Raw genomic sequence first — 19,652 nt, forward strand, 5'->3', positions numbered from 1 at the left:
TGGTCTTGGGGGCCGATCAGCTGCTGCTCAACAGCCGGTCAGTAGCGGTAGTGGTCGGACTTGTACGGGCCTTCGACCTCGACGCCGATGTAGGCGGCCTGCTCCGGGCGCAGGGTCGTCAGCTTCACGCCGAGCGCGTCCAGGTGGAGACGGGCGACCTTCTCGTCCAGGTGCTTGGGCAGCACGTAGACGTCGGTCGGGTACTCCTCGGGCTTGGTGAACAGCTCGATCTGGGCCAGCGTCTGGTCCGCGAAGCTGTTGGACATCACGAACGAGGGGTGACCGGTCGCGTTGCCCAGGTTCAGCAGACGGCCCTCGGAGAGCACGATCAGGACCTTGCCGTCGGGGGAGGTCCAGGTGTGGACCTGGGGCTTGACCTCGTCCTTGACGATGCCCGGGATCTGCGCCAGACCGGCCATGTCGATCTCGTTGTCGAAGTGGCCGATGTTGCCCACGATCGCCTGGTGCTTCATCCTGGCCATGTCCGCGGCCATGATGATGTCCTTGTTGCCCGTGGTCGTGACGAAGATGTCGGCCGTCTCCACGACTTCGTCGAGCGTGGTGACCTGGTAGCCGTCCATGGCCGCCTGCAGCGCGCAGATCGGGTCGATCTCGGTGACGATCACCCGGGCGCCCTGGCCGCGCAGCGACTCCGCGCAGCCCTTGCCCACATCCCCGTAACCGCACACGACCGCCGTCTTGCCACCGATCAGCACATCGGTGGCACGGTTGATGCCGTCGATCAACGAGTGTCGGCAGCCGTACTTGTTGTCGAACTTCGACTTCGTCACCGCGTCATTCACATTGATCGCGGGGAACAGCAGGACACCGTCGCGGTGCATTTCGTACAACCGGTGCACACCCGTCGTCGTCTCCTCGGTCACCCCGCGGATCTCCGAAGCCAGCTGCGTCCACTTGAGGGTGGAGCGGCTCAACAGCTCGAGTACGAGACGGAATTCCTCGTTGTCCGCGGTGGACGGGTCGGGAACGGACCCGGCCTTCTCGAACTCGACGCCCTTGTGGACCAGGAGGGTGGCGTCGCCGCCGTCGTCCAGGATCATGTTCGGGCCGACATGCCCCGGCCAGGTCAGCGCCTGCTCCGTGCACCACCAGTACTCCTCCAGCGTCTCCCCCTTCCAGGCGAAGACGGGAATGCCGGCGGCGGCGATGGCGGCCGCGGCGTGGTCCTGGGTGGAGAAGATGTTGCAGGAGACCCAGCGCACCTGCGCACCAAGTGCGACCAGCGTCTCGATCAGTACGGCGGTCTGCACGGTCATGTGCAGCGAGCCGGTGATACGCGCGCCGGCCAGCGGCTGCGCGGCGGCGTACTCCTTACGGATCGACATCAGACCGGGCATCTCATGCTCGGCCAGAGTGATCTCCTTGCGACCGAACTCCGCGAGGGAAAGGTCGGCCACCTTGAAGTCAGTGGCGGGCTGAGAGGGCATGGGTACTCCTCGTCTTGTGGACGCCCCGGTGTATCTCCACCGTCGCAGGCGATCGGTTCAGGGTGATGTAGTGCAGTCCCGGAGCGCCTTCGTCGAGCAGTCGCTCCGCCATCGCGATCGCATGGTCGACACCGATCCGATGAGCTTCATCAGGCTTGTCCCGGGCGGCGTGCAGTCGCCTGGCCAGGTCGTCCGGGAAGGCCGCGTTGCTGAGTTCGGCGAAGCGGCTGATCTGCCGGTAGTCGGTGGCCGGCATGATCTCGGGAATGATCGGGGTGTCGCACCCCGCCGCCGCGGCCAGATCGCGCAGCCGCAGGTAGTACTCGACGTCGAAGAACATCTGGGTGATCGCGTAGTCGGCGCCCGCGCGGCACTTGGCCGCGAAGTGCCTGATGTCGCTGTCCCAGTCCGCAGAACGGGGGTGCCGCTCGGGGAAGGCGGCGACGCCGACGCTGAAGTCACCCAACTCCCTTACGAGTTCGACCAGTTCGATCGCGTACGTAAGCCCCTGCGGGTGGGCCACCCAGGCGCCCTTCGGGTCGCCGGGCGGGTCGCCGCGCAGGGCGAGGACATCCCGGATGCCGGCGTCCGCGTACTGGCCGATGATGTGCCGCAGTTCGGCCACCGAGTGCCCGACGGCCGTCAGATGGGCGACCGGGCGCAGGGTGGTCTGTGCGGCGATCTTCTTCGTCACCGCGACTGTCCGGTCCCGGGAGGATCCCCCCGCGCCGTACGTCACCGAGACGAAGACCGGCGACAGCGCCTCGATACGGCGGATGGCGTCCCAGAGGCGCTCTTCGCCGGCGTCGGTCTTGGGCGGAAAGAACTCGAAGGAGTACGACCGCTCCCCCGCCGCCAGAACGTCCCGAAGAGTCCTCACGACCGTGCCCCTCCCGCGTTGAAGTAGTTCGCTTCGGGGTGGTGGATGACGATGGCGTCGGTGGACTGCTCGGGGTGGAGCTGGAACTCCTCGGAGAGCTGGACACCGATCCGCTCCGGCTGCAGCAGCTCGGCGATCTTCGCCCGGTCCTCCAGGTCCGGGCACGCTCCGTAACCGAGCGAGAACCGCGCGCCGCGGTACTTGAGCGCGAACACGTCGTTCAAAAATGTCGCAGCCTCCACGTCGGCCGGGTCCTCGCCCGCGAAGCCGAGCTCGGCGCGCACCCGGGCGTGCCAGTACTCGGCGAGCGCCTCGGCCAACTGCACGGACAGGCCGTGCAGTTCGAGATAGTCCCGGTACGCATTGGTCTCGAACAGCTCGGCCGTGGCCTCGCCTAAGCGGTTGCCGACCGTGACGATCTGGAGCCCGACGACATCGGTCTCGCCGGATTCTTTGGGGCGGAAGAAGTCGGCGAGGCACAGGCGGCGGCCGCGGCGCTGGCGGGGGAAGGAGAAGCGGGTGCGCTCGGAGCCGTCCTCGTTGAGCAGGATCAGGTCGTCGCCCTTGGACACGCAGGGGAAGTAGCCGTAGACCACGGCCGCCTCCAGCAGGTTCCTGGTGTGCAGCTGGTCCAGCCAGCCGCGCAGCCGCGGCCGGCCCTCACTTTCCACCAGCTCCTCGTACGTCGGGCCGTCGCCGGTCCGGGCCTGCTTGAGGCCCCACTGGCCCTTGAACAGCGCGCCCTCGTCCAGCCAGGACGCGTACTCCTTCAGCTGGATGCCCTTGATGACCCGGGTGCCCCAGAACGGCGGCTGCGGCACCGGATTGTCGATCGCGACATCCGAGCGGACCGCGCCCTCCGGCTCCTGGACCTCCAGCACCGCAGTGTCGCGCCTGGCCACCCGCCGCTGCTTCAGCTCCGGCAGGACGGCCCCGGGGACACCGCGCTTGACCGCGATCAGGGCGTCCATCAGACGCAGCCCCTCGAACGCGTCACGGGCATAGCGGACTTCGCCCTCGTAGATCTCGTGCAGATCCTGCTCCACATACGCCCGCGTCAGCGCCGCCCCGCCGAGAATGACCGGGTAGTCGGCGGCCAGCTTGCGCTGATTCAGCTCCTGCAGGTTCTCCTTCATGATCACCGTGGACTTCACCAGCAGACCCGACATGCCGATCACATCCGCGCGGTGCTCCTCGGCCGCCTCCAGGATCGCCGAAACCGGCTGCTTGATACCGAGGTTGACGACGTTGTAGCCGTTGTTCGACAGGATGATGTCGACGAGGTTCTTCCCGATGTCATGGACGTCACCACGGACCGTGGCAAGGACGATGGTGCCCTTGCCATCGGCGTCGGTCTTCTCCATGTGGGGCTCGAGGTAGGCCACCGCGTTCTTCATCACCTCGGCGGACTGCAGCACGAACGGCAGCTGCATCTGGCCCGAGCCGAACAGCTCACCGACGACCTTCATGCCCTCCAGGAGTGTGTCGTTGACGATTGCGAGAGCCGGGCGGGTCTGGAGCGCCTCGTCGAGGTCGGCCTCCAGGCCGTTCTTCTCGCCGTCGATGATCCGGCGCTTGAGCCGCTCCTCCAGCGGCAGGGCCAGGAGTTCCTCGGCCTTGCCCGCCTTCATCGACTTCATATTGACGCCCTCGAAGAGCTCCATGAGCTTCTGCAGGGGGTCGTAGCCTTCGGCGCGCCGGTCGTAGATCAGATCCAGGGCGACCTTGACCTGCTCCTCCTCCAGGCGCGCGATCGGCAGGATCTTCGAGGCGTGCACGATCGCCGAGTCCAGTCCGGCCTTCACGCACTCGTCCAGGAAGACGGAGTTCAGGACGACCCGGGCGGCGGGGTTCAGGCCGAAGGAGATGTTCGACAGGCCCAGCGTGGTCTGCACATCCGGACGGCGGCGCTTGAGTTCACGGATCGCCTCGATCGTGGCGATGCCGTCCTTGCGCGACTCCTCCTGGCCGGTGCAGATCGTGAACGTGAGCGTGTCGATGAGGATGTCGGATTCCAGCACACCCCAGTTCCCGGTCAGATCGTCAATGATCCGCTCGGCGATCGCGACCTTGTTCTCGACCGTGCGCGCCTGGCCCTCCTCGTCGATGGTCAGCGCGATGAGCGCCGCACCGTGCTCGACGGCGAGCTTGGTGACCTTCGCGAACCGCGACTCGGGCCCGTCACCGTCCTCGTAGTTGACGGAGTTGATGACCGCACGGCCGCCCAGCTTCTCCAACCCGGCCTGAAGGACGTCGACTTCGGTCGAGTCCAGCACGATGGGGAGAGTGGAGGCGGTGGCGAACCGGCCGGCCAGCTCCTCCATGTCGGCGACACCGTCCCGGCCGACATAGTCGACACACAGGTCGAGCATGTGCGCGCCCTCGCGGATCTGGTCCCGGGCCATCTCCACACAGTCGTCCCAGCGGCCCTCCAGCATGGCCTCACGGAACTTCCTCGACCCGTTCGCGTTCGTACGCTCACCGATCGCCATGAAGGACGTGTCCTGGCGGAACGGCACCGTCTGGTAGAGCGACGCGGCGCCCGGCTCCGGACGCGGCTCACGCTCGGTCGGAGCGAGATCACGGACGCGCTCGACGACCTGCCGCAGATGCTCCGGCGTCGTACCGCAGCAGCCACCCACCAAGGACAGGCCATGCTCGCGAACGAACGCCTCATGGGCATCGGCCAGTTCAGTGGGGCTCAACGGGTAGTGCGCGCCGTCCTTGCCCAGCACCGGCAGGCCGGCGTTCGGCATGGCGGAGACCTTCGTGCGCGCATGCCGGGCCAGATAGCGGAGGTGCTCATTCATCTCCGCGGGTCCTGTCGCGCAGTTCAGGCCGATCATGTCGATGCCCAGCGGCTCCAGCGCGGTCAGCGCCGCGCCGATCTCCGAGCCGAGCAGCATCGTCCCGGTCGTCTCGACCGTCACCGAGCAGATCAGGGGGAGGTTGGTGCCGGTCGCGTCCAGGGCACGGCGGGCGCCCAGGATCGCGGCCTTCGTCTGAAGCAGGTCCTGCGTCGTCTCGACCAGCAGCGCGTCCGCGCCGCCCGCGATCATGCCCTCCGCGTTCTGCTGATAGGCGTCCCGCAGCTTCACATACGGGGCGTGGCCCAACGTGGGGAGCTTGGTGCCCGGCCCCATCGAGCCGAGCACCCACCGCTGCTGCCCCGTCGACGCCGTGAACTCGTCCGCGACCTCACGCGCGATCCGCGCCCCGGACTCGGAGAGCTCGAAGACCCGCTCGGGAACGTCGTACTCCCCCAGCGCCGCGAGGTTCGCGCCGAACGTATTCGTCTCGACACAGTCGACGCCGACCTCGAAATACGCCTCGTGGACCGACCGCACGATGTCCGGACGCGTCACATTCAGGACCTCGTTGCAACCCTCGAGGTTCTCGAAGTCCTCAAGCGTCGGATCCTGCGCCTGGAGCATCGTGCCCATCGCCCCGTCGGCCACCACCACACGGGTGGCAAAGGCCTCGCGCAGGGCATCGGCACGCGTCTCGCTCATCCCAGTGCCGCCACGTGCGGAGCCAGCTCGGCTGCGGCTTCTTCTCCGTATGAGCCACGGATGCGTTCCAGCAGCTCGCCGCCGTTCAGCTCGGACGGCTGCGGGCCCGTGGTCTCCAGCACGGTCGTGGCCAGTGCGCTGCCCAGGTGGGCCGCGCTCTCCAGGCCCAGGCCCCAGGCGGTCGCCGCGAGGAAGCCCGCCCGGAAGGCGTCGCCGGCGCCGGTCGGCTCGAGTGTCCCGTTCGGCGGCACCGCCGCCACTTCGACCGGCAGCAACCCGGGGCGGGCGATGTGGACGCCGTCCGCGCCCCGGGTGGTGACCCAGGTGCCGACCCGGCCCAGGATCTGCTGTTCAGTCCAGCCGGTCTTCTCCTGGATGAGCACGCTCTCGTACTCATTGGTGAACAGATAGGCAGGGTGGTCGAGCAGTTCGCGCACATCGTCGCGTTGCAGGAACGCGAGCTGCTGCGACGGGTCGGCGGCGAACGCGAGCCCCAGGCTGTTGCACTCACGGGTGTGGCGGATCATCGCGCCGGGATCATTGGGCGAGATCACCACCAGGTCCAGGCCGCCGGCCCGTTCCCGCACCGGGGCCAGGTCGATCGTTCGGGCTTCGCTCATGGCTCCGGGGTAGAAGGAGCCGATCTGGTTGTTGTCGGCGTCCGTCGTGCACACGAAGCGCGCGGTGTGCAGCGATTCGCTGATGTGCACCGAGTCGGTGTCGACTCCGTTCTCCTTCAGCCAGATCTGGTAGTCGGCGAAGTCCGCGCCCACCGCTCCGACGAGGTAGGGGCCGATACCGAGCCGTCCGAGGCCGAAGGCGATGTTCGCGGCGACGCCGCCGCGCCGGATCTCCAGCTCTTCGACGAGGAAGGAGAGCGACACCTTGTCGAGGCTGCCGGCGATCAGCTGCTCGGTGAACCGGCCGGGAAAGACCATCAGGTGGTCCGTTGCGATCGAACCAGTTACGGCTATGCGCACGGTCACTGCTCCTTGGTTCTGCGGTGGATGGTGCGTTGATCCGCCGCCGCTGAATCGGCGCTCAGTCGGCGATGGCTGCCTGGCGCAGCTTCTCCGCGCGGTCGGTGGACTCCCAGGTGAAGTCGGGGAGGTCGCGGCCGAAGTGGCCGTACGCCGCGGTCTGCGCGTAGATGGGGCGCAGCAGGTCGAGGTCGCGGATGATCGCCGCTGGACGCAGGTCGAAGATCTGGTCGATGGCGAACTGGATGCGCGGCACGGGCACGGTCTCGGTGCCGAAGGTCTCGACGAACAGACCGACCGGGTCCGCCTTGCCGATCGCGTACGCGACCTGCACTTCGCAGCGGTGTGCGAGGCCCGCGGCGACCACGTTCTTGGCGACCCAGCGCATGGCATACGCGGCCGAACGGTCCACCTTGGAGGGGTCCTTGCCGGAGAACGCGCCGCCGCCGTGACGGGCCATGCCGCCGTACGTGTCGATGATGATCTTGCGGCCGGTGAGGCCGGCGTCGCCGACCGGGCCACCGATCTCGAACCGTCCGGTCGGGTTGACCAGCAGCCGGTAGCCCTCGGTACGCAGTTGCACGCCGTCCTCGACGAGCTCCTGGAGCACCGGGCGTACGACGCAGTCGCGGATGTCCGGGATGAGCAGCGAGTCCAGGTCGATGCCCGGCGCGTGCTGCGAGGAGACCACGACGGTGTCGAGGCGGACGGCTGCGTCGCCGTCGTACTCGATGGTGACCTGGGTCTTCCCGTCGGGCCGCAGGTAGGGGACGGTGCCGTTCTTGCGCACCTCGGTGAGGCGCTTGGCGAGGCGGTGGGCGAGTGTGATGGGCAGCGGCATCAGCTCGGGCGTCTCGTCGGATGCGTAGCCGAACATCAGGCCCTGGTCGCCGGCGCCCTGCTCGCTGAGCGCGTCACCTTCTTCACCTGTGGCGGACCCCTCGACGCGCTTCTCGTAGGCGGTGTCGACGCCCTGTGCGATGTCGGGCGACTGTGCGCCGATGGAGACCGACACGCCGCAGGAGGCGCCGTCGAAGCCCTTCGCAGACGAGTCGTAGCCGATCTTCAGCACGGTCTCGCGGACCAACTGCTGGATGTCGGCGTACGCATTGGTGGTGACCTCTCCGGCCAGGTGGACCTGGCCGGTGGTGATCAGCGTCTCGACGGCGACCCGCGACTTCGGGTCCTGCGCCAGCAGCGCGTCGAGGACCGCGTCGCTGATCTGGTCAGCGATCTTGTCGGGATGGCCCTCGGTCACTGATTCCGAGGTGAACAGGCGAAGGGACACGAATCCTCCAAATGCCGGGCGTGGTAGCCGCGTTGTCCTGCTGTCTTGCTGTCCTGCTGTCTTGCTGTCCTGCTGTCCTGCTGTCCTGGTGCCGCATTGCGGCCAGGCTGCTCTTCGGCCCTGCAAGGGGGCTCGAAGGCGGCTAAACGACGGTTATTCGGCCGTCGGCTGTGCGCTGCGGGATCCGAACCACTCGATCCAGTTCATGGCGAAGAAGACGTCGCCGGAGATTTTCAGGCGTCCGCCGATGAAGGCGTCCGTGCCTTTCAACTCCCCTGTGGCCAGTGCGAGAAGGTCCTGCATGTCGACCCCGATGGTCGCGTTCGGGGTGGAGGCGTCGCGGGCCGATGTGCAGTGGCCGTCGGCGACGGTGACATAGCGGTGCCGTACTCCCGACGGGGTGTTGATCTCGTAGTGGAAGATGCCGCCCCTGCCCCTGGTGCGTTCGGGCCTGAAGCAGGCGCGGAACCATACGAAGACCAGGTCGAGCATCCGGTCGTCGTCGTCCAGGGGGAGTTCCCCGACCAGTTCACCCGACGCCTCCGCTGCCTCGGCGAGGTCCCGGAGCCGCAGGTGCCAGTCGTCGTCGGTCACGGCCGGCCCCCTTTCGCCGCTTTCCCCTTGCCGGCGGCGGTGGTGTGCTCGATGAGTACGGAGGCGTCCTTGTCGCCGTCGCCCGCCGCGACAGCCGCGGCGAAGCTCTCGCGCACCTTGTCGAGAACGGGGAGCCCGACGCCCGCCAGGCCCGCGTCGTCGATGGCAAGGCGCAGGTCCTTCTCCATCAGCGTGGAGCGGAAGAAGGCGGGCTCGTATGAGGACTTGCGCATCAGCTCGGCGCGGAACCTCATGACGACGGAGCTGAATCCGCTGCCTGCGATGGCGCCGAGCAGGCTGTCCCGGTCGAGTCCGGCCTCCACTCCGTACGCGACGGCCTCGGCCAGCGAGGCGACCTGGGCGCCGAGCAGCAGGTTGAAGATGAGCTTGATGGTGGCGGCCGTGCCGGGCTCGCCGAGGTGGACGACTTCGCTGCCGATGGTGTCGAGCAGGGGGCGGACCTCGTCGATGTCGTCCTGGTCGCCACTGGTGTAGACGCGCAGTTTGCCTTCGCGGGCCTGGAAGGGGTTGCCGACGACGCAGGCCTCGACCCGGCGCAGCCCGGCGGCCGACAGCCGGGCCGCGGACTCCTTCGCGTAGGCCGGGGAGACGGTAGAGGTGTCGATGACGACGGCGCCCGGGGCGAGTACGGGGACGATCTGCCTGAACAGCACGTCCTCCACGGCCGGTTCGTCACTCAGGCTGAGTACGACGACGGAGTGTCCCGCCGCGGCTTCCGCGGCGCTCGCGGCCACCATGGCGCCGGCTTCCGCCAGCGTCCTGGTCTTGGCGACGGTGCGGTTGAAGACGGTGAGGGACCGGCCGGAGTCGATCAGGCTGTGCGCCATCCCGGCGCCCATGTTGCCGAGACCGATGAACGCCACCGGCTTCGTGTCCGGGGCCGTCGTCCGCTGCGCGGGCACCTCCGCGGCCGGCGGCGCGGGCGGCAGGCCGTACACCGTCCGCGTCACTGCCATATGGCCCGCGCCGCGGTACGGCCGCAGCCTGCGCCGGTGCTCGACATGCGCCTCGCTCAGCTCGAAGGCGCGGAACGAGGGCTCGTCCGCCCAGTCGGTGATGACGTAGTAGACACGGTCCTCCTCGACGGAGCGCACCAGGGTCTGTCCTCGGTTGGCGGGCTGCCTGGCGATCGCCGATGCCACCTCCCACCAGACCTTCTCGAACTCCTCCTGCACGCCCGGGAGGATCTCCATCCGCAGGATCACGCGGATCGGTGGATTGTCGGCCATGGTGTCTGCCTCCAAGAGCACGGTCCAAGAGCACGGGGATTCGGCGTCACGGTCTCCGCCGCCGCTCAACGCCCGATCGAGGCCTGCTCCGGCCCGCTCGGGGGGCGCGGCCGATCCCCGCTCAAGAGGACTTCGAGGCCGGTGCCAAAACATGGCCCGGGCACGCCACGACCCCGCCCGTCCGGTAACCGAGAAAGGAGTTCGTCTGTGACGACTCACGCTTCCCTCACGGACACGTCCAGCCCGGAGTCGCTCATCCGGCTCGGCACCGCCTTCTGCACGGCCAAGATCCTGCTGAGCGCGCTTGAACTGGACGTCTTCTCCACCCTCGCCGCCGGACCCGTCACCAAGGACGAGCTGGCCTCGTCGGCGGGCCTGCACCCGCGCGGCTCCGACGACTTCATCACCGCGCTGGTCACGCTCGGCCTGGTCGAGCTGGAGGACGGCCGCTACCGCAACAGCCCGGCCGCCGACCGGTTCCTCGACCGCAACAAGCGGAGCTACGCAGGCGGGTTCCTGGAGCGCGCCAACTCGATGCTGTACCCGGCGTGGACGAACCTCACCGAGGCGCTGCGCACCGGGGAGCCCCAGGTCAAGGGCAAGGAGGGGGACATCGTCGGGCAGATGGGCGACGACCCCGAGCATCTGCGGCAGTTCCTCGGCATGATGGACTCGCTCAACAGCCTGGTCGCCCCCAAGCTCGCCGCCGCGTTCGACTTCTCGGCGTACGAGACGTTCGTCGATGTCGGCGGTGCGCGCGGCAATCTGTCCGCGCTGCTCCTGGAGGCGCACCCGAAGCCGAAGGCGACCGTCTTCGATCTGCCGCACATGGGCTGGGCCTTCGACGAGCACATGGAGAAGCTGGGCACCCAGGACCGCATCAGCTTTGTGGGCGGCAACTTCTTCGTCGACCCGCTGCCCGAGGGCGATGTGCTGATCATGGGGCACGTCCTGCACAACTGGAACGCCGAGGAGCGCCAGGGCCTGATCGCCAAGGCGTACCAGGCTGTGCGTCCCGGCGGCGCGCTGCTGGTGTACGACCGCATGGTCGCCGACCAGCCGACCGATCTGGTCAACCTGCTGATCAGCCTGGACATGCTGCTGGTCACCCACACCGGCTCGGAGTACAGCACGAAGGACTGTGCCGACTGGATGCGCAAGGCCGGCTTCTCGCGCACCGAGTCGAAGGTGCTGAGCAACACCGACTCGCTCGTCATCGCCTACAAGGACGAGTGACGCGCGATGCGACTCGGGATCAATCTTGTCCCCCAGGGCTGCGCGGAGACCGCGCAGGAGGCGGAGCGGCTGGGCTTCGACGTCGCGGCGGCCCCTGAGGGCTTCCGCTCGGACGCGGTCTCCGTGCTGGGCTGGGTGGCCGCGCGCACCAGTCGCATCGGCCTGCTCTCCACGGTCATCCAGATCCCGGCCCGTACGCCGGTGAGCATGGCGCTGACCGCGGCCACCCTGGACGGACTGTCCGGGGGCAGGTTCCGGCTCGGTCTCGGGATCTCCAACGCCCATGTGACGGAGGGCTGGCACGGCGCGCCGTTCGCCAAGCCGCTCGCCCGCACCAGGGAGTACGTGGAGGTGGTGCGGCGCACGCTGGCACGGGAGGAAGTCACCTACGCCGGCGAGCACTTCGCGCTGCCGATGCCCGGCGGCAACGGCGGCGCGTTCCGGCTCACCACCGAGCCGGCCCAGCCGCGGCTGCCGGTGTATCTGGCCGCGGTCGGCCCGCGCAGTCTGCAGCTGACCGGTGAGATCGCCGACGGCTGGGTCGGGGTGTTCTGCTCCCCGGAGCTCGCCAAGGAGGCGCTGATCCAGCTGCGTACGGGACGTCAGCGGGCGGGACTGGACCTGGAGGGCTTCGACGCGTTCGTATCCGCCCCGATGGCGGTCGGCTCGGACGTACGGTCCGCGGCCGAGGCGATCAGCCACTATGTCGCCCGTTTCATGAGCCTGGGCGACAAGGACAACAACTTCTACTACCGCCTGGCCGTGCGGATGGGCCATGAGAAGGCGGCCGACGAGGTCCAGGACCGTTTCAAGTCCGGGGACTCGCGCGGCGCCGCGGCGGCGGTGCCGGTCGAATTCATCGACAGCACCTCGCTGTTGGGGCCGCCGGACCGGATCGCCCGCCGTATGTCCGACTTCGCGGCGGCGGGTGTCACCACCCTCGGGATCTCGCCCTACGCGCCCACCCTGGAGGGCCAGCTGGCCCTGGTGCGCGCGGCGGCCGAGGCTCACCGGCAGGCAGGTCTCGGCGACTGACGAGTGACGCACCGGAAGGGGCGAGCGACACATGCGGGTGCTGTTCACGAGCTGGGCATGGCCGACCCACTACTACCAGATGGTGCCGCTGGCCTGGGCGCTGCGGGCAGCCGGCCATGAGGTGCGGGCGGCCAGTTCGCCCGCGCTGAGCGCGACGATCGCCGCTTCCGGGGTGCCCGCCGTGGCGGTCGGGGACGACAGCGTCGACGCCGTCGCCCGGATCCGCGACTACATACCCGGGCGGGCGCCCGTATCGGCCGACGCCGCGGGCGACCGGCCGACACGGGCCAAGGGGCCGCGGGCGGTTTCGCTGTTCGCGGATCTGGCGGCGGCGATGGCGGACGATCTGGTGGCGTACGGCCGCGACTGGCGGCCGGACCTGATCGTTTTCGAACCCACCGCGTACGCGGGCCCGTTGGCGGCCGAGGTGCTCGGGGTGCCTTCGGTGCGTTTTCCGTGGGGCGCTGATCTGATGCACCGGGCGGGCGCCGTGGAGCTGGAGCGCGAGGTCATGGCTCCGCTGTGCGAGCGCTTCGGCCTCGACGGCGTCGACCTGCTGGGCAGTCTGACCCTCGATCCCTGCCCGGCCGCCATGCAGGTGCCCGCGGCTCAGGCATCGCGTCCGATCGTGCGGCAGCCGGTGCGTCCGGTGCCGTACAACGGTTCCGGGTCGCTGCCCGTCCCACTGCCCCCGGCCGAGCGCCGCCGGCCGCGGGTGTGCGTCACCTGGGGCACCACGGTGGGCCGGCTGCACGACGACATGTATCTCGCCCCGTGGGTCGTCGACGCGCTCGAGACGCTCGACGTCGGAATCGTGGTCGCGGTCGCCCGCGAGCAGCGGCATCTGCTGGGTGAGGTGCCCGAGCGGGTGAAGGTGCTGGAATCGGTTCCCCTGCATGCCGTACTGCCCCACTGCGACGCGGTGGTGGCTCACGGCGGCGCCGGCACGATCCTCACCTCGCTCGCCGCCGGGCTGCCGCAGCTGGTGGTTCCGCAGCTGATCGACCACACCTTCAACGCCCAGCGGTTCACGGCCACCGGGGCGGGACTGAGCCTCGGCAAGGACGAGGCCGAACCGGAGCGGATCCGTACGGCGGTGCTCGATCTCCTTCAGGAGCCCGCGTACCGCAAGGCCGCACAGGAAGTGCGCCAGGAGATCCAGTCGCGTCCGTCCCCGGCCCGGATCGTCGACGTCCTCACCGGGCTCGAGGCAGCGGGCCCGGCCACTCCCCCGGCCGAAGGAGGCCGCTGATGCTGATAGGTGTGGGACTCCCCTCCACCGTCCCAGGCGCCCGCCGGGAGGAGATCATCGACTGGGCGCGCCAGGCCGAGCAGTTCGGCTTCTCGACGCTCGGGGTACTCGACCGCCTGGTGTACGACAACTACGAGCCGCTGATCGCGCTCACGGCGGCCGCCGCGGTGACCGACCGGATCGGGCTCGCGACGACGGTGCTGACCCCGCCGTACCGCAACAACACCCCGTTGCTGGCCAAGCAACTGGCGTCGCTCGACCGCCTGTCCGGGGGCCGTCTGACGCTCGGGGTGGCGGCGGGGAACCGGGAGGACGACTTCGTGGTGTCGGCTGTTCCGCACTCCGCGCGCGGGCCCGTGCTGGACTCGCTGCTGGTGGATCTGGAACGGATCTGGGGCGGCGACGGTCTCGGCTTCGACCGGCCGGTCGGCCCCACCCCCGAGACGCTGCCGCCGGTGCTGGTCGGCGGCACGTCCGACGCGGCGTTCCGGCGCGCGGCGAAGTACGGTCGCGGCTGGATCGCCGGCGGGAGCTCGCCGTCCGGCTACCGGGCCAACGCGGCGCGGGTAACGGCCGCCTGGGAGAAGGCCGGCCGGACGGACAGGCCGCATCTGGTGACGCTGCTGTACTTCTCGCTGGGCACGGCGGCCGCGGACCGGGCCAAGGAGTATCTGCTGGACTACTACGCCTTCAGCGGGCGGGCCGAGTCCATCGTGGGCATGGCCTTCACGGAAGCGGACCGGCTGCGGCGGGCGGTGAAGGAGTACGAGGAGGCCGGCTGCGACGAGATCGTCTTCATGCCGTGCGGCAGCGACTCCGGCCAGCTCGAACTCCTCGCCGACGCGGTGCTGTGATGGCGGGACGGGAGAGGCGGCGCACCGCCCTCGTGACGGGCGCGAACCGGGGTCTCGGCCTGGCGGTCGGCTCGCTGCTGCATGCGCGCGGCTTCCGTGTGGTGCTCGGCGGGCGCGACGAGGAGGCGGTGACCACGGCGGCATCGGAACTCGGCGCGGAGGCCGTCGTCCTCGATGTGTCGGACGACGCGTCGGTCAAGCGCGCGGCCGAGCGGGTGGGGCGCGTCGACGTCCTGGTGAACAACGCCGGGACGTTCCTCGACCGCGGTGATCCCCCGTCTGCGGTCCCGCTGCCGCTGGTCGAGGCCACGCTCGCGGTGAACGTGCTGGGCGCGTGGCGGGTCTCCCAGGCCTTTGTGCCGGGCATGGTCGAGCAGGGCTGGGGACGCGTCGTGATGGTCTCCAGCGGTACGGGCTCCTTCACCAACGGCCTTTTCCCACAGGCGCCGGCGTACTCGGCGTCCAAGGCCGCGCTGAATGCGGTGACCGTGCTTCTGGCGAAGGAGACGGACGGCACGGGGGTCCTGGTGAACGCCGTCAACCCGGGGCTGGTCCGGACCCGGATGCGCCCCGACGCTAAGCGCTCCCCCGAGGACGCGGCTGCGGACATCGCGTATGCCGCGACGTTGCCGGACGGGGCGCCGAGTGGGGTTTTCTTCCGCAGTGGGGCGGTCGTCGGCTGGTGAGTCGCACCCCTTGGTACCCGAGGGCGTCCCGCGGGGGCGGTGGCGCGTGCGGCGGGTGGCGTCGGCGGCGGGCGTGTTCCCCCTACCCGCCCCTTCCCGCTGTTTCGATTTGCGGCTCCGCCGCGTGGGGGGCTCCACCCCAGGTTCGGCTCCCTGTTGCTGAGCGTAATTCCTTTGAAGACGCTGCGTACGTGCCAGTAGGGCGCTCCGGCCTCAGACGAACTGGCATGGAACATGCGAAATCATGGGGGCAGGATGCTGGCGGAGGCGTTGATCTCGTTGGCTGCGGCGGGTGGTACCGCGGTGGTGCAGGCTGCGGGAACGGATGTGTGGGAAGGCCTGCGCGGTCGAGTGGCACGCTGGTTCGGGCGTGGGGACGTCGAGGTGGAGCGGGCCGAGCTTGAGCGGCTGGACCGGAGCGCATCGGAACTTTCGGCCGCCGACGAGGGTGAGACGGATCGGATCGGGGCCCGTCAAGAAGCTGCCTGGCAGGCCCGCTTCGAGACCTTGTTGGAGCGACTCCCGGAGGCCGAGCGTGCCCAGGCCGCAGCGGAACTCCAGGACCTCATCGATCAGTCGGCCCCGGGGGCCAGTGGTCGGGGGGCGGTGTCCGGCAACACCTTCCAAGGTCCCACCGCGGTCCAGGTTGGCGACCACAACAGGCAGGACAACCGCTTCGGTTCTGGAGCGTGACCACTCCTGATCCCGGTACAGCTGGTGGAGACGGGATACACGGCAGCACTTTCCACGGCCCCACGGCGATCCAGACCGGGCCCTACGGCACCCAGTACAACCACTTCGTCTATCAGTGGAAGCCCGCGTATCGGATTGAGGATTTCCCCGCTGCGCCGCGTCGGATACGCCCCCGTGACCTGGCCCAGCAACCTTCCCGGCTGCTGCGGGCAGGGCAGGTGGTGCCGTTCACCGGCCGCACCACTGACCTTGATCAGCTGGCGCACTGGCGTGACGACCCGGACGAGAAGCTGGCCATCCGGCTTGTCCACGGCCCCGGTGGACAGGGCAAGAGCCGCTTGGCCGCGCACTTCGCCGATCTCTGCCGTCGGGAGCAGTGGACAGTGTGGCAGGCATCTGCCAACGAGGTGGATGCGGAACCGATGGACACCACCTCGCCGCCGGCACCACCGGCCGGGGTCCTGCTGGTAGTGGACTACGCCGAACGCTGGCCCATCCCGGACCTGCGCAAGCTGCTGCGCGAGCCGCTGGTACACCAAGGTGGCGTTCCGGTCCGGGTTCTCCTGCTGGCGCGGCCGGCGAAGCCGCTACGCGTTCGCCCTGCGGCTGCTTCTCGCTGCCCCTTACCTGCTGTTCGCGATCCACCCGCCCGTCCTGGTCGTGGCAGCCGCAGTGTTCGCTGCCCGTGTGGGGTTCGCCGCCACCCTGCCTCTGCAGGAGCAGCTTCTCGAGCTGACACCGATTCGGTCCGCGGCCAGGTTCAGGGCGTTGAGTCCGCCGGCAGGATGACCTGGCAAGGCCTCGGCGCCGCGGTCGCCGGCGGCGTCGCCCAGCACCTCGCCCCCGGCACCACGATCACCGCCATCGTCGCAGTCTCCGTTGCCATCACCGTCATCTCCGGCCGTTCGTGGTCTGCGCCCGCACCGTCCGTGTGGAGGAGGCAGCCGCATGAGCCACGCCCACGCTCGGTGACCTTCCACGGACATCTGCTCCTCGTCCGCCGCGTCCTAGACGCCCAGTCGGCGGCGCAGGCGGCCCGCCCCCAGCGCCAGGGCCGTGCCCACCGCCGCGGCCAGCCCCGCCATCACCAGGAAGTAGCCCGGCCCCGGCAAGTTGTCCTCAGAGAAGCGGACCGCCTGGCCCCCGACGCCCGCTCCCAGCGCCGCCGCCAGCCAGAAGACGCCGATCATCTGGCTGATGAAAGTCGCCGGGGCCACCTTCGTGGTGACGCTCATGCCGACCGGGGCGAAGGACATCTCCCCGCACGCCTGGAGCAGATACGCGACGAGCAGCCACAGCGGTGTGACATCCCGGCCGTCCGAGGCGACGATCGTGGCCAGGGACATCACCACCAGGCTCGCGGCCATGAAGCCCAGCCCGCAGGCGAGTTTGGTCGGTGCGGCGATGCGGTCGCCGAGGCGGATCCAGAGGCGGGCGAAGAACGGGGCCACCGCGATCATGAACAGCGGGACGGCGGCGTGGAACCAGCTGGCCGGGATCGTGAAGCCGCCCACCGTGCGGTCGGTGGACACCTTCGCGAAGAGGGTGAAGACCGATCCGCCCTGGACGAAGATCATCCAGAAGATCGCGGCGCTGAGGAAGACCCAGATGTAGGCCCTTACTCGGTGGCGCTCCTCGGGCGTGACCTCCCTGCTGTGCAGCAGATACCAGAAGCAGGCGATGGTCGAGCCGATCGCGAACAGCCCGGCCAGCATCAGCACATGACGCAGTTTCAGCGTGCCGGCCGCGGCGTCGGCGCCGAGGATCAGGATCACCGCGGCGACGATGACGAGGCCGCCGCGCACCACGCGCCGCCGCTCGTCCGGTGCCGCCCTGCGGGTCGGCTCCTTGCCGACCTCGCCGAAGCTCGCGCTGCCGCGTACGTACTGCAGGACGCCGATCGCCATGCCGAGCGCGGCCACGCCGAAGCCCAGGTGCCAGTCGACGAGTTCGCCGAGCGCCCCGGTCACCAGCGGTGCGATCACGGCGCTGATCTGGATGCTCATATAGAAGATGGAGAAGCCCGCGTCGCGCTCGGCGTGCGCGTCGCGCGGGTAGAACGCGGCGAGCATGCTGGCGAGGTTCGGCTTGAGCAGGCCGGTGCCGACGGCCAGCAGGCCAAGGCCGCCGTAGAAGGTCGGCACGGTCGGCACCGCCATGCAGACGTGTCCGAGGGCGATGACGATCCCGCCGTACAGGACAGCCCGGCGCGCGCCGAGGATCCGGTCGCCGATCCAGCCGCCGGGAAGCGACGCCATGAAGACGGTGGAGAGATAGACGCCGAACAGGGCCGCCGCCGTGCTGTTGCCGAGCCCGAGGCCGCCGTCGGCCTTGGGTTCCGAGGCGTACAGGAAGAGCAGCGCGGCCATGCCGTAGAAGCTGAACCGCTCCCACATGTCGGTGCCGAACAGCGTGGTGAACCAGCGCGGCCAGCCGAGGAAGCCGCGCCGGACGGGTTCGGGCTGCCGCTCGCCGGCCACCGGGGCAGTGGCATCGGTAGTCATCGGTCCTCCTCATACGCGTATGTGCGCGCAGGCTGACACGGGGTGCTTACGAGGTGCTTGAAGCGGACTCGATGCCACCACCGCCATCGAGCCGGGCTCCATCGCGGGTCGAACCGGGGCTGTCACGATCCGCCTGAAGCAGACCCTCAACCTTCAACCCTCAACCTTCGACCGACCCAAGCAGCCAGAACCACGAAGGAGTCACGCGATGACCGCTGAGGATCCTCCGCGCACCTTTCCGCTCCCCGCGCCCGATCCCCTGGAGCCCGCGCCGGAGTTCGCGAAACTGCGCGAGTCGGAGCCCGTCGCGCCGCTGACGCTGCCCACGGGCCACCGGGCGTGGGTGGTGACCCGCTATGAGGACGTACGTCATGTGCTCGCGGACCCCCGGTTCAGCAAGGAAGCGCTGACCGCGCCGGACGCGCCGCGGCTGCTGCCGGTCGCCAAGGGCTCGAAGTCCATCTTCGTGATGGACCCGCCGGAGCACACCCGGCTGCGGAAGCTGGTCACCAAGGCGTTCACGGCTCGCCGGATCGAGCAGCTGCGCCCGGCCGTGCGGCAGACTGCCGACCGGCTGATCGCATCCATGGCGGCCGAAGGTTCGCCCGCGGATCTGATCGGGCATCTGGCGCAGCCGCTGCCGATCACGGTCATCTGTGAGCTGCTCGGGGTCCCGTACGACGACCATGAGCGGTTCCGGGAGTGGACCGATGTCATGCTCAGCGTCTCCGCGGCGCAGCACGATGCGGTGATGGAGGCGCGCGTCAGCCTCAACGCCTATCTCGCCGAGCTGATCGAGACGAAGAAGGCGAACCCCGCCGACGATCTGCTCACCGTGCTGATCGACGCCCGGGAGGAGGGCGACCGGCTGTCCGAGGAGGAGCTGCTCGCCTTCGGGCACACGCTGCTGGTGGCGGGGTACCACGCGACGACCGGCGAGATAGTGGGCGCGCTGATCACCCTGCTGCGCAAGCCCGACCTGTGGGAACGGCTGCTGGCCGACAGGGAGTTGGTGCCCAGCGCGGTCGAGGAGCTGTTCCGCTACTCGCTGGCGGGCGGCGGCGCCGGCGCGATGCGGATCGCCACCGAGGACATGGAGCTGGGCGGCGCGTTGATCCGTGCGGGCGAGGCGGTGCTGCCGGCGATCACTTCCGCCAACCGTGACGAGTCCGTCTTCGGGCAGGCCGCCGAGGTCGACATCGCCCGCGAGCACAACCCGCATCTCACCTTCGGGCATGGGCTGCACCACTGCCTGGGCGCGCAGCTGGGCCGGATCGAACTGCAGGAGGCGCTCGGCGCGCTGCTTGACCGGCTGCCGGGGTTGCGTCTCGCGGTCCCCCCGGAGGAGCTGGAGTGGGTACGAGGCTCGGCGTTCAAGCGGCCGCGGACGCTGCCCGTGACCTGGTGAGGACCAGTACGTACAACAGTGCCCCCCGCCCA

Annotated in this window: 15 protein-coding genes; 7 read left to right on the forward strand and 8 right to left on the reverse strand. The window is 69.3% G+C overall.

The annotated features are described in order from the left end of the window. Nucleotides 1–38: 38 nt before the first annotated feature. From ahcY to QFZ67_RS06065, 7 genes are all read right to left on the reverse strand, one after another. Nucleotides 39–1,448 carry an adenosylhomocysteinase gene (gene ahcY / locus QFZ67_RS06035; protein WP_307660051.1) on the reverse strand — a complete coding sequence of 470 codons (1,410 nt, stop codon included), beginning with the start codon at nt 1,446–1,448 and terminating at the stop codon, nt 39–41. After that, nucleotides 1,426–2,328, reverse strand: a complete 903-nt coding sequence (metF, locus tag QFZ67_RS06040) for a methylenetetrahydrofolate reductase [NAD(P)H] (protein WP_307660052.1) — start codon at nt 2,326–2,328, stop codon at nt 1,426–1,428. Before metF ends, ahcY begins: the two co-directional genes overlap by 23 nt. Next, nucleotides 2,325–5,840: a methionine synthase gene (metH, locus tag QFZ67_RS06045; RefSeq protein WP_307660053.1), complete on the reverse strand. Its 3,516-nt coding sequence runs from the start codon at nt 5,838–5,840 to the stop codon at nt 2,325–2,327. The genes metF and metH overlap by 4 nt, the downstream gene beginning before the upstream one ends. Next, nucleotides 5,837–6,820: a carbohydrate kinase family protein gene (locus QFZ67_RS06050; RefSeq protein ID WP_307665739.1), complete on the reverse strand. Its 984-nt coding sequence runs from the start codon at nt 6,818–6,820 to the stop codon at nt 5,837–5,839. The genes metH and QFZ67_RS06050 overlap by 4 nt, the downstream gene beginning before the upstream one ends. Nucleotides 6,821–6,881: 61 nt before the next feature. Continuing rightward, nucleotides 6,882–8,108, reverse strand: a complete 1,227-nt coding sequence (metK, locus tag QFZ67_RS06055; RefSeq protein WP_307660054.1) for a methionine adenosyltransferase — start codon at nt 8,106–8,108, stop codon at nt 6,882–6,884. 153 nt (nt 8,109–8,261) lie between these two features. Beyond that, nucleotides 8,262–8,702, reverse strand: a complete 441-nt coding sequence (locus tag QFZ67_RS06060; RefSeq protein ID WP_307660055.1) for an SCP2 sterol-binding domain-containing protein — start codon at nt 8,700–8,702, stop codon at nt 8,262–8,264. Then, nucleotides 8,699–9,952 (reverse strand): NAD(P)-binding domain-containing protein, encoded by a 1,254-nt coding sequence (locus QFZ67_RS06065; protein ID WP_307660056.1) that lies wholly within the window; start codon nt 9,950–9,952, stop codon nt 8,699–8,701. The genes QFZ67_RS06060 and QFZ67_RS06065 overlap by 4 nt, the downstream gene beginning before the upstream one ends. Before the next feature lie 207 nt (nt 9,953–10,159). Between QFZ67_RS06065 and QFZ67_RS06070 the strand changes: the two genes are divergently transcribed. From QFZ67_RS06070 to QFZ67_RS06095, 6 genes are all read left to right on the forward strand, one after another. Then, nucleotides 10,160–11,188, forward strand: coding sequence for a methyltransferase (locus QFZ67_RS06070; RefSeq protein WP_307660057.1), 1,029 nt, complete (start codon nt 10,160–10,162; stop codon nt 11,186–11,188). Between the two features lie 6 nt (nt 11,189–11,194). Next, on the forward strand, nt 11,195–12,223 hold the full coding sequence (locus QFZ67_RS06075) for an LLM class flavin-dependent oxidoreductase (protein WP_307660058.1): 1,029 nt from the start codon (nt 11,195–11,197) through the stop codon (nt 12,221–12,223). Between the two features lie 31 nt (nt 12,224–12,254). After that, a complete protein-coding gene (locus QFZ67_RS06080; RefSeq protein ID WP_307660059.1) occupies nt 12,255–13,475 on the forward strand; it encodes a nucleotide disphospho-sugar-binding domain-containing protein in 1,221 nt (406 codons plus the stop codon). Next, nucleotides 13,475–14,329 (forward strand): LLM class flavin-dependent oxidoreductase, encoded by an 855-nt coding sequence (locus QFZ67_RS06085; RefSeq protein WP_307660060.1) that lies wholly within the window; start codon nt 13,475–13,477, stop codon nt 14,327–14,329. Before QFZ67_RS06080 ends, QFZ67_RS06085 begins: the two co-directional genes overlap by 1 nt. Then, a complete protein-coding gene (locus QFZ67_RS06090; protein WP_307660061.1) occupies nt 14,329–15,015 on the forward strand; it encodes an SDR family NAD(P)-dependent oxidoreductase in 687 nt (228 codons plus the stop codon). Before QFZ67_RS06085 ends, QFZ67_RS06090 begins: the two co-directional genes overlap by 1 nt. A 255-nt stretch (nt 15,016–15,270) precedes the next feature. Next, nucleotides 15,271–15,708 (forward strand): hypothetical protein, encoded by a 438-nt coding sequence (locus QFZ67_RS06095; protein ID WP_307660062.1) that lies wholly within the window; start codon nt 15,271–15,273, stop codon nt 15,706–15,708. Nucleotides 15,709–16,715: 1,007 nt separating this feature from the next. Here QFZ67_RS06095 and QFZ67_RS06100 read toward each other — a convergent pair. Continuing rightward, on the reverse strand, nt 16,716–18,212 hold the full coding sequence (locus QFZ67_RS06100) for a peptide MFS transporter (RefSeq protein WP_307660063.1): 1,497 nt from the start codon (nt 18,210–18,212) through the stop codon (nt 16,716–16,718). Nucleotides 18,213–18,420: 208 nt separating this feature from the next. On the opposite strand from QFZ67_RS06100, the gene QFZ67_RS06105 reads away from it, so the two are divergent. After that, the gene (locus QFZ67_RS06105) at nt 18,421–19,620 is read left to right on the forward strand and encodes a cytochrome P450 (RefSeq protein WP_307660064.1); all 1,200 of its coding nucleotides are present in this window, start codon (nt 18,421–18,423) and stop codon (nt 19,618–19,620) included. Nucleotides 19,621–19,652 lie beyond the last annotated feature (32 nt).

Source organism: Streptomyces sp. V1I1, assembly GCF_030817355.1.
In the GTDB taxonomy this organism is placed as follows: domain Bacteria; phylum Actinomycetota; class Actinomycetes; order Streptomycetales; family Streptomycetaceae; genus Streptomyces.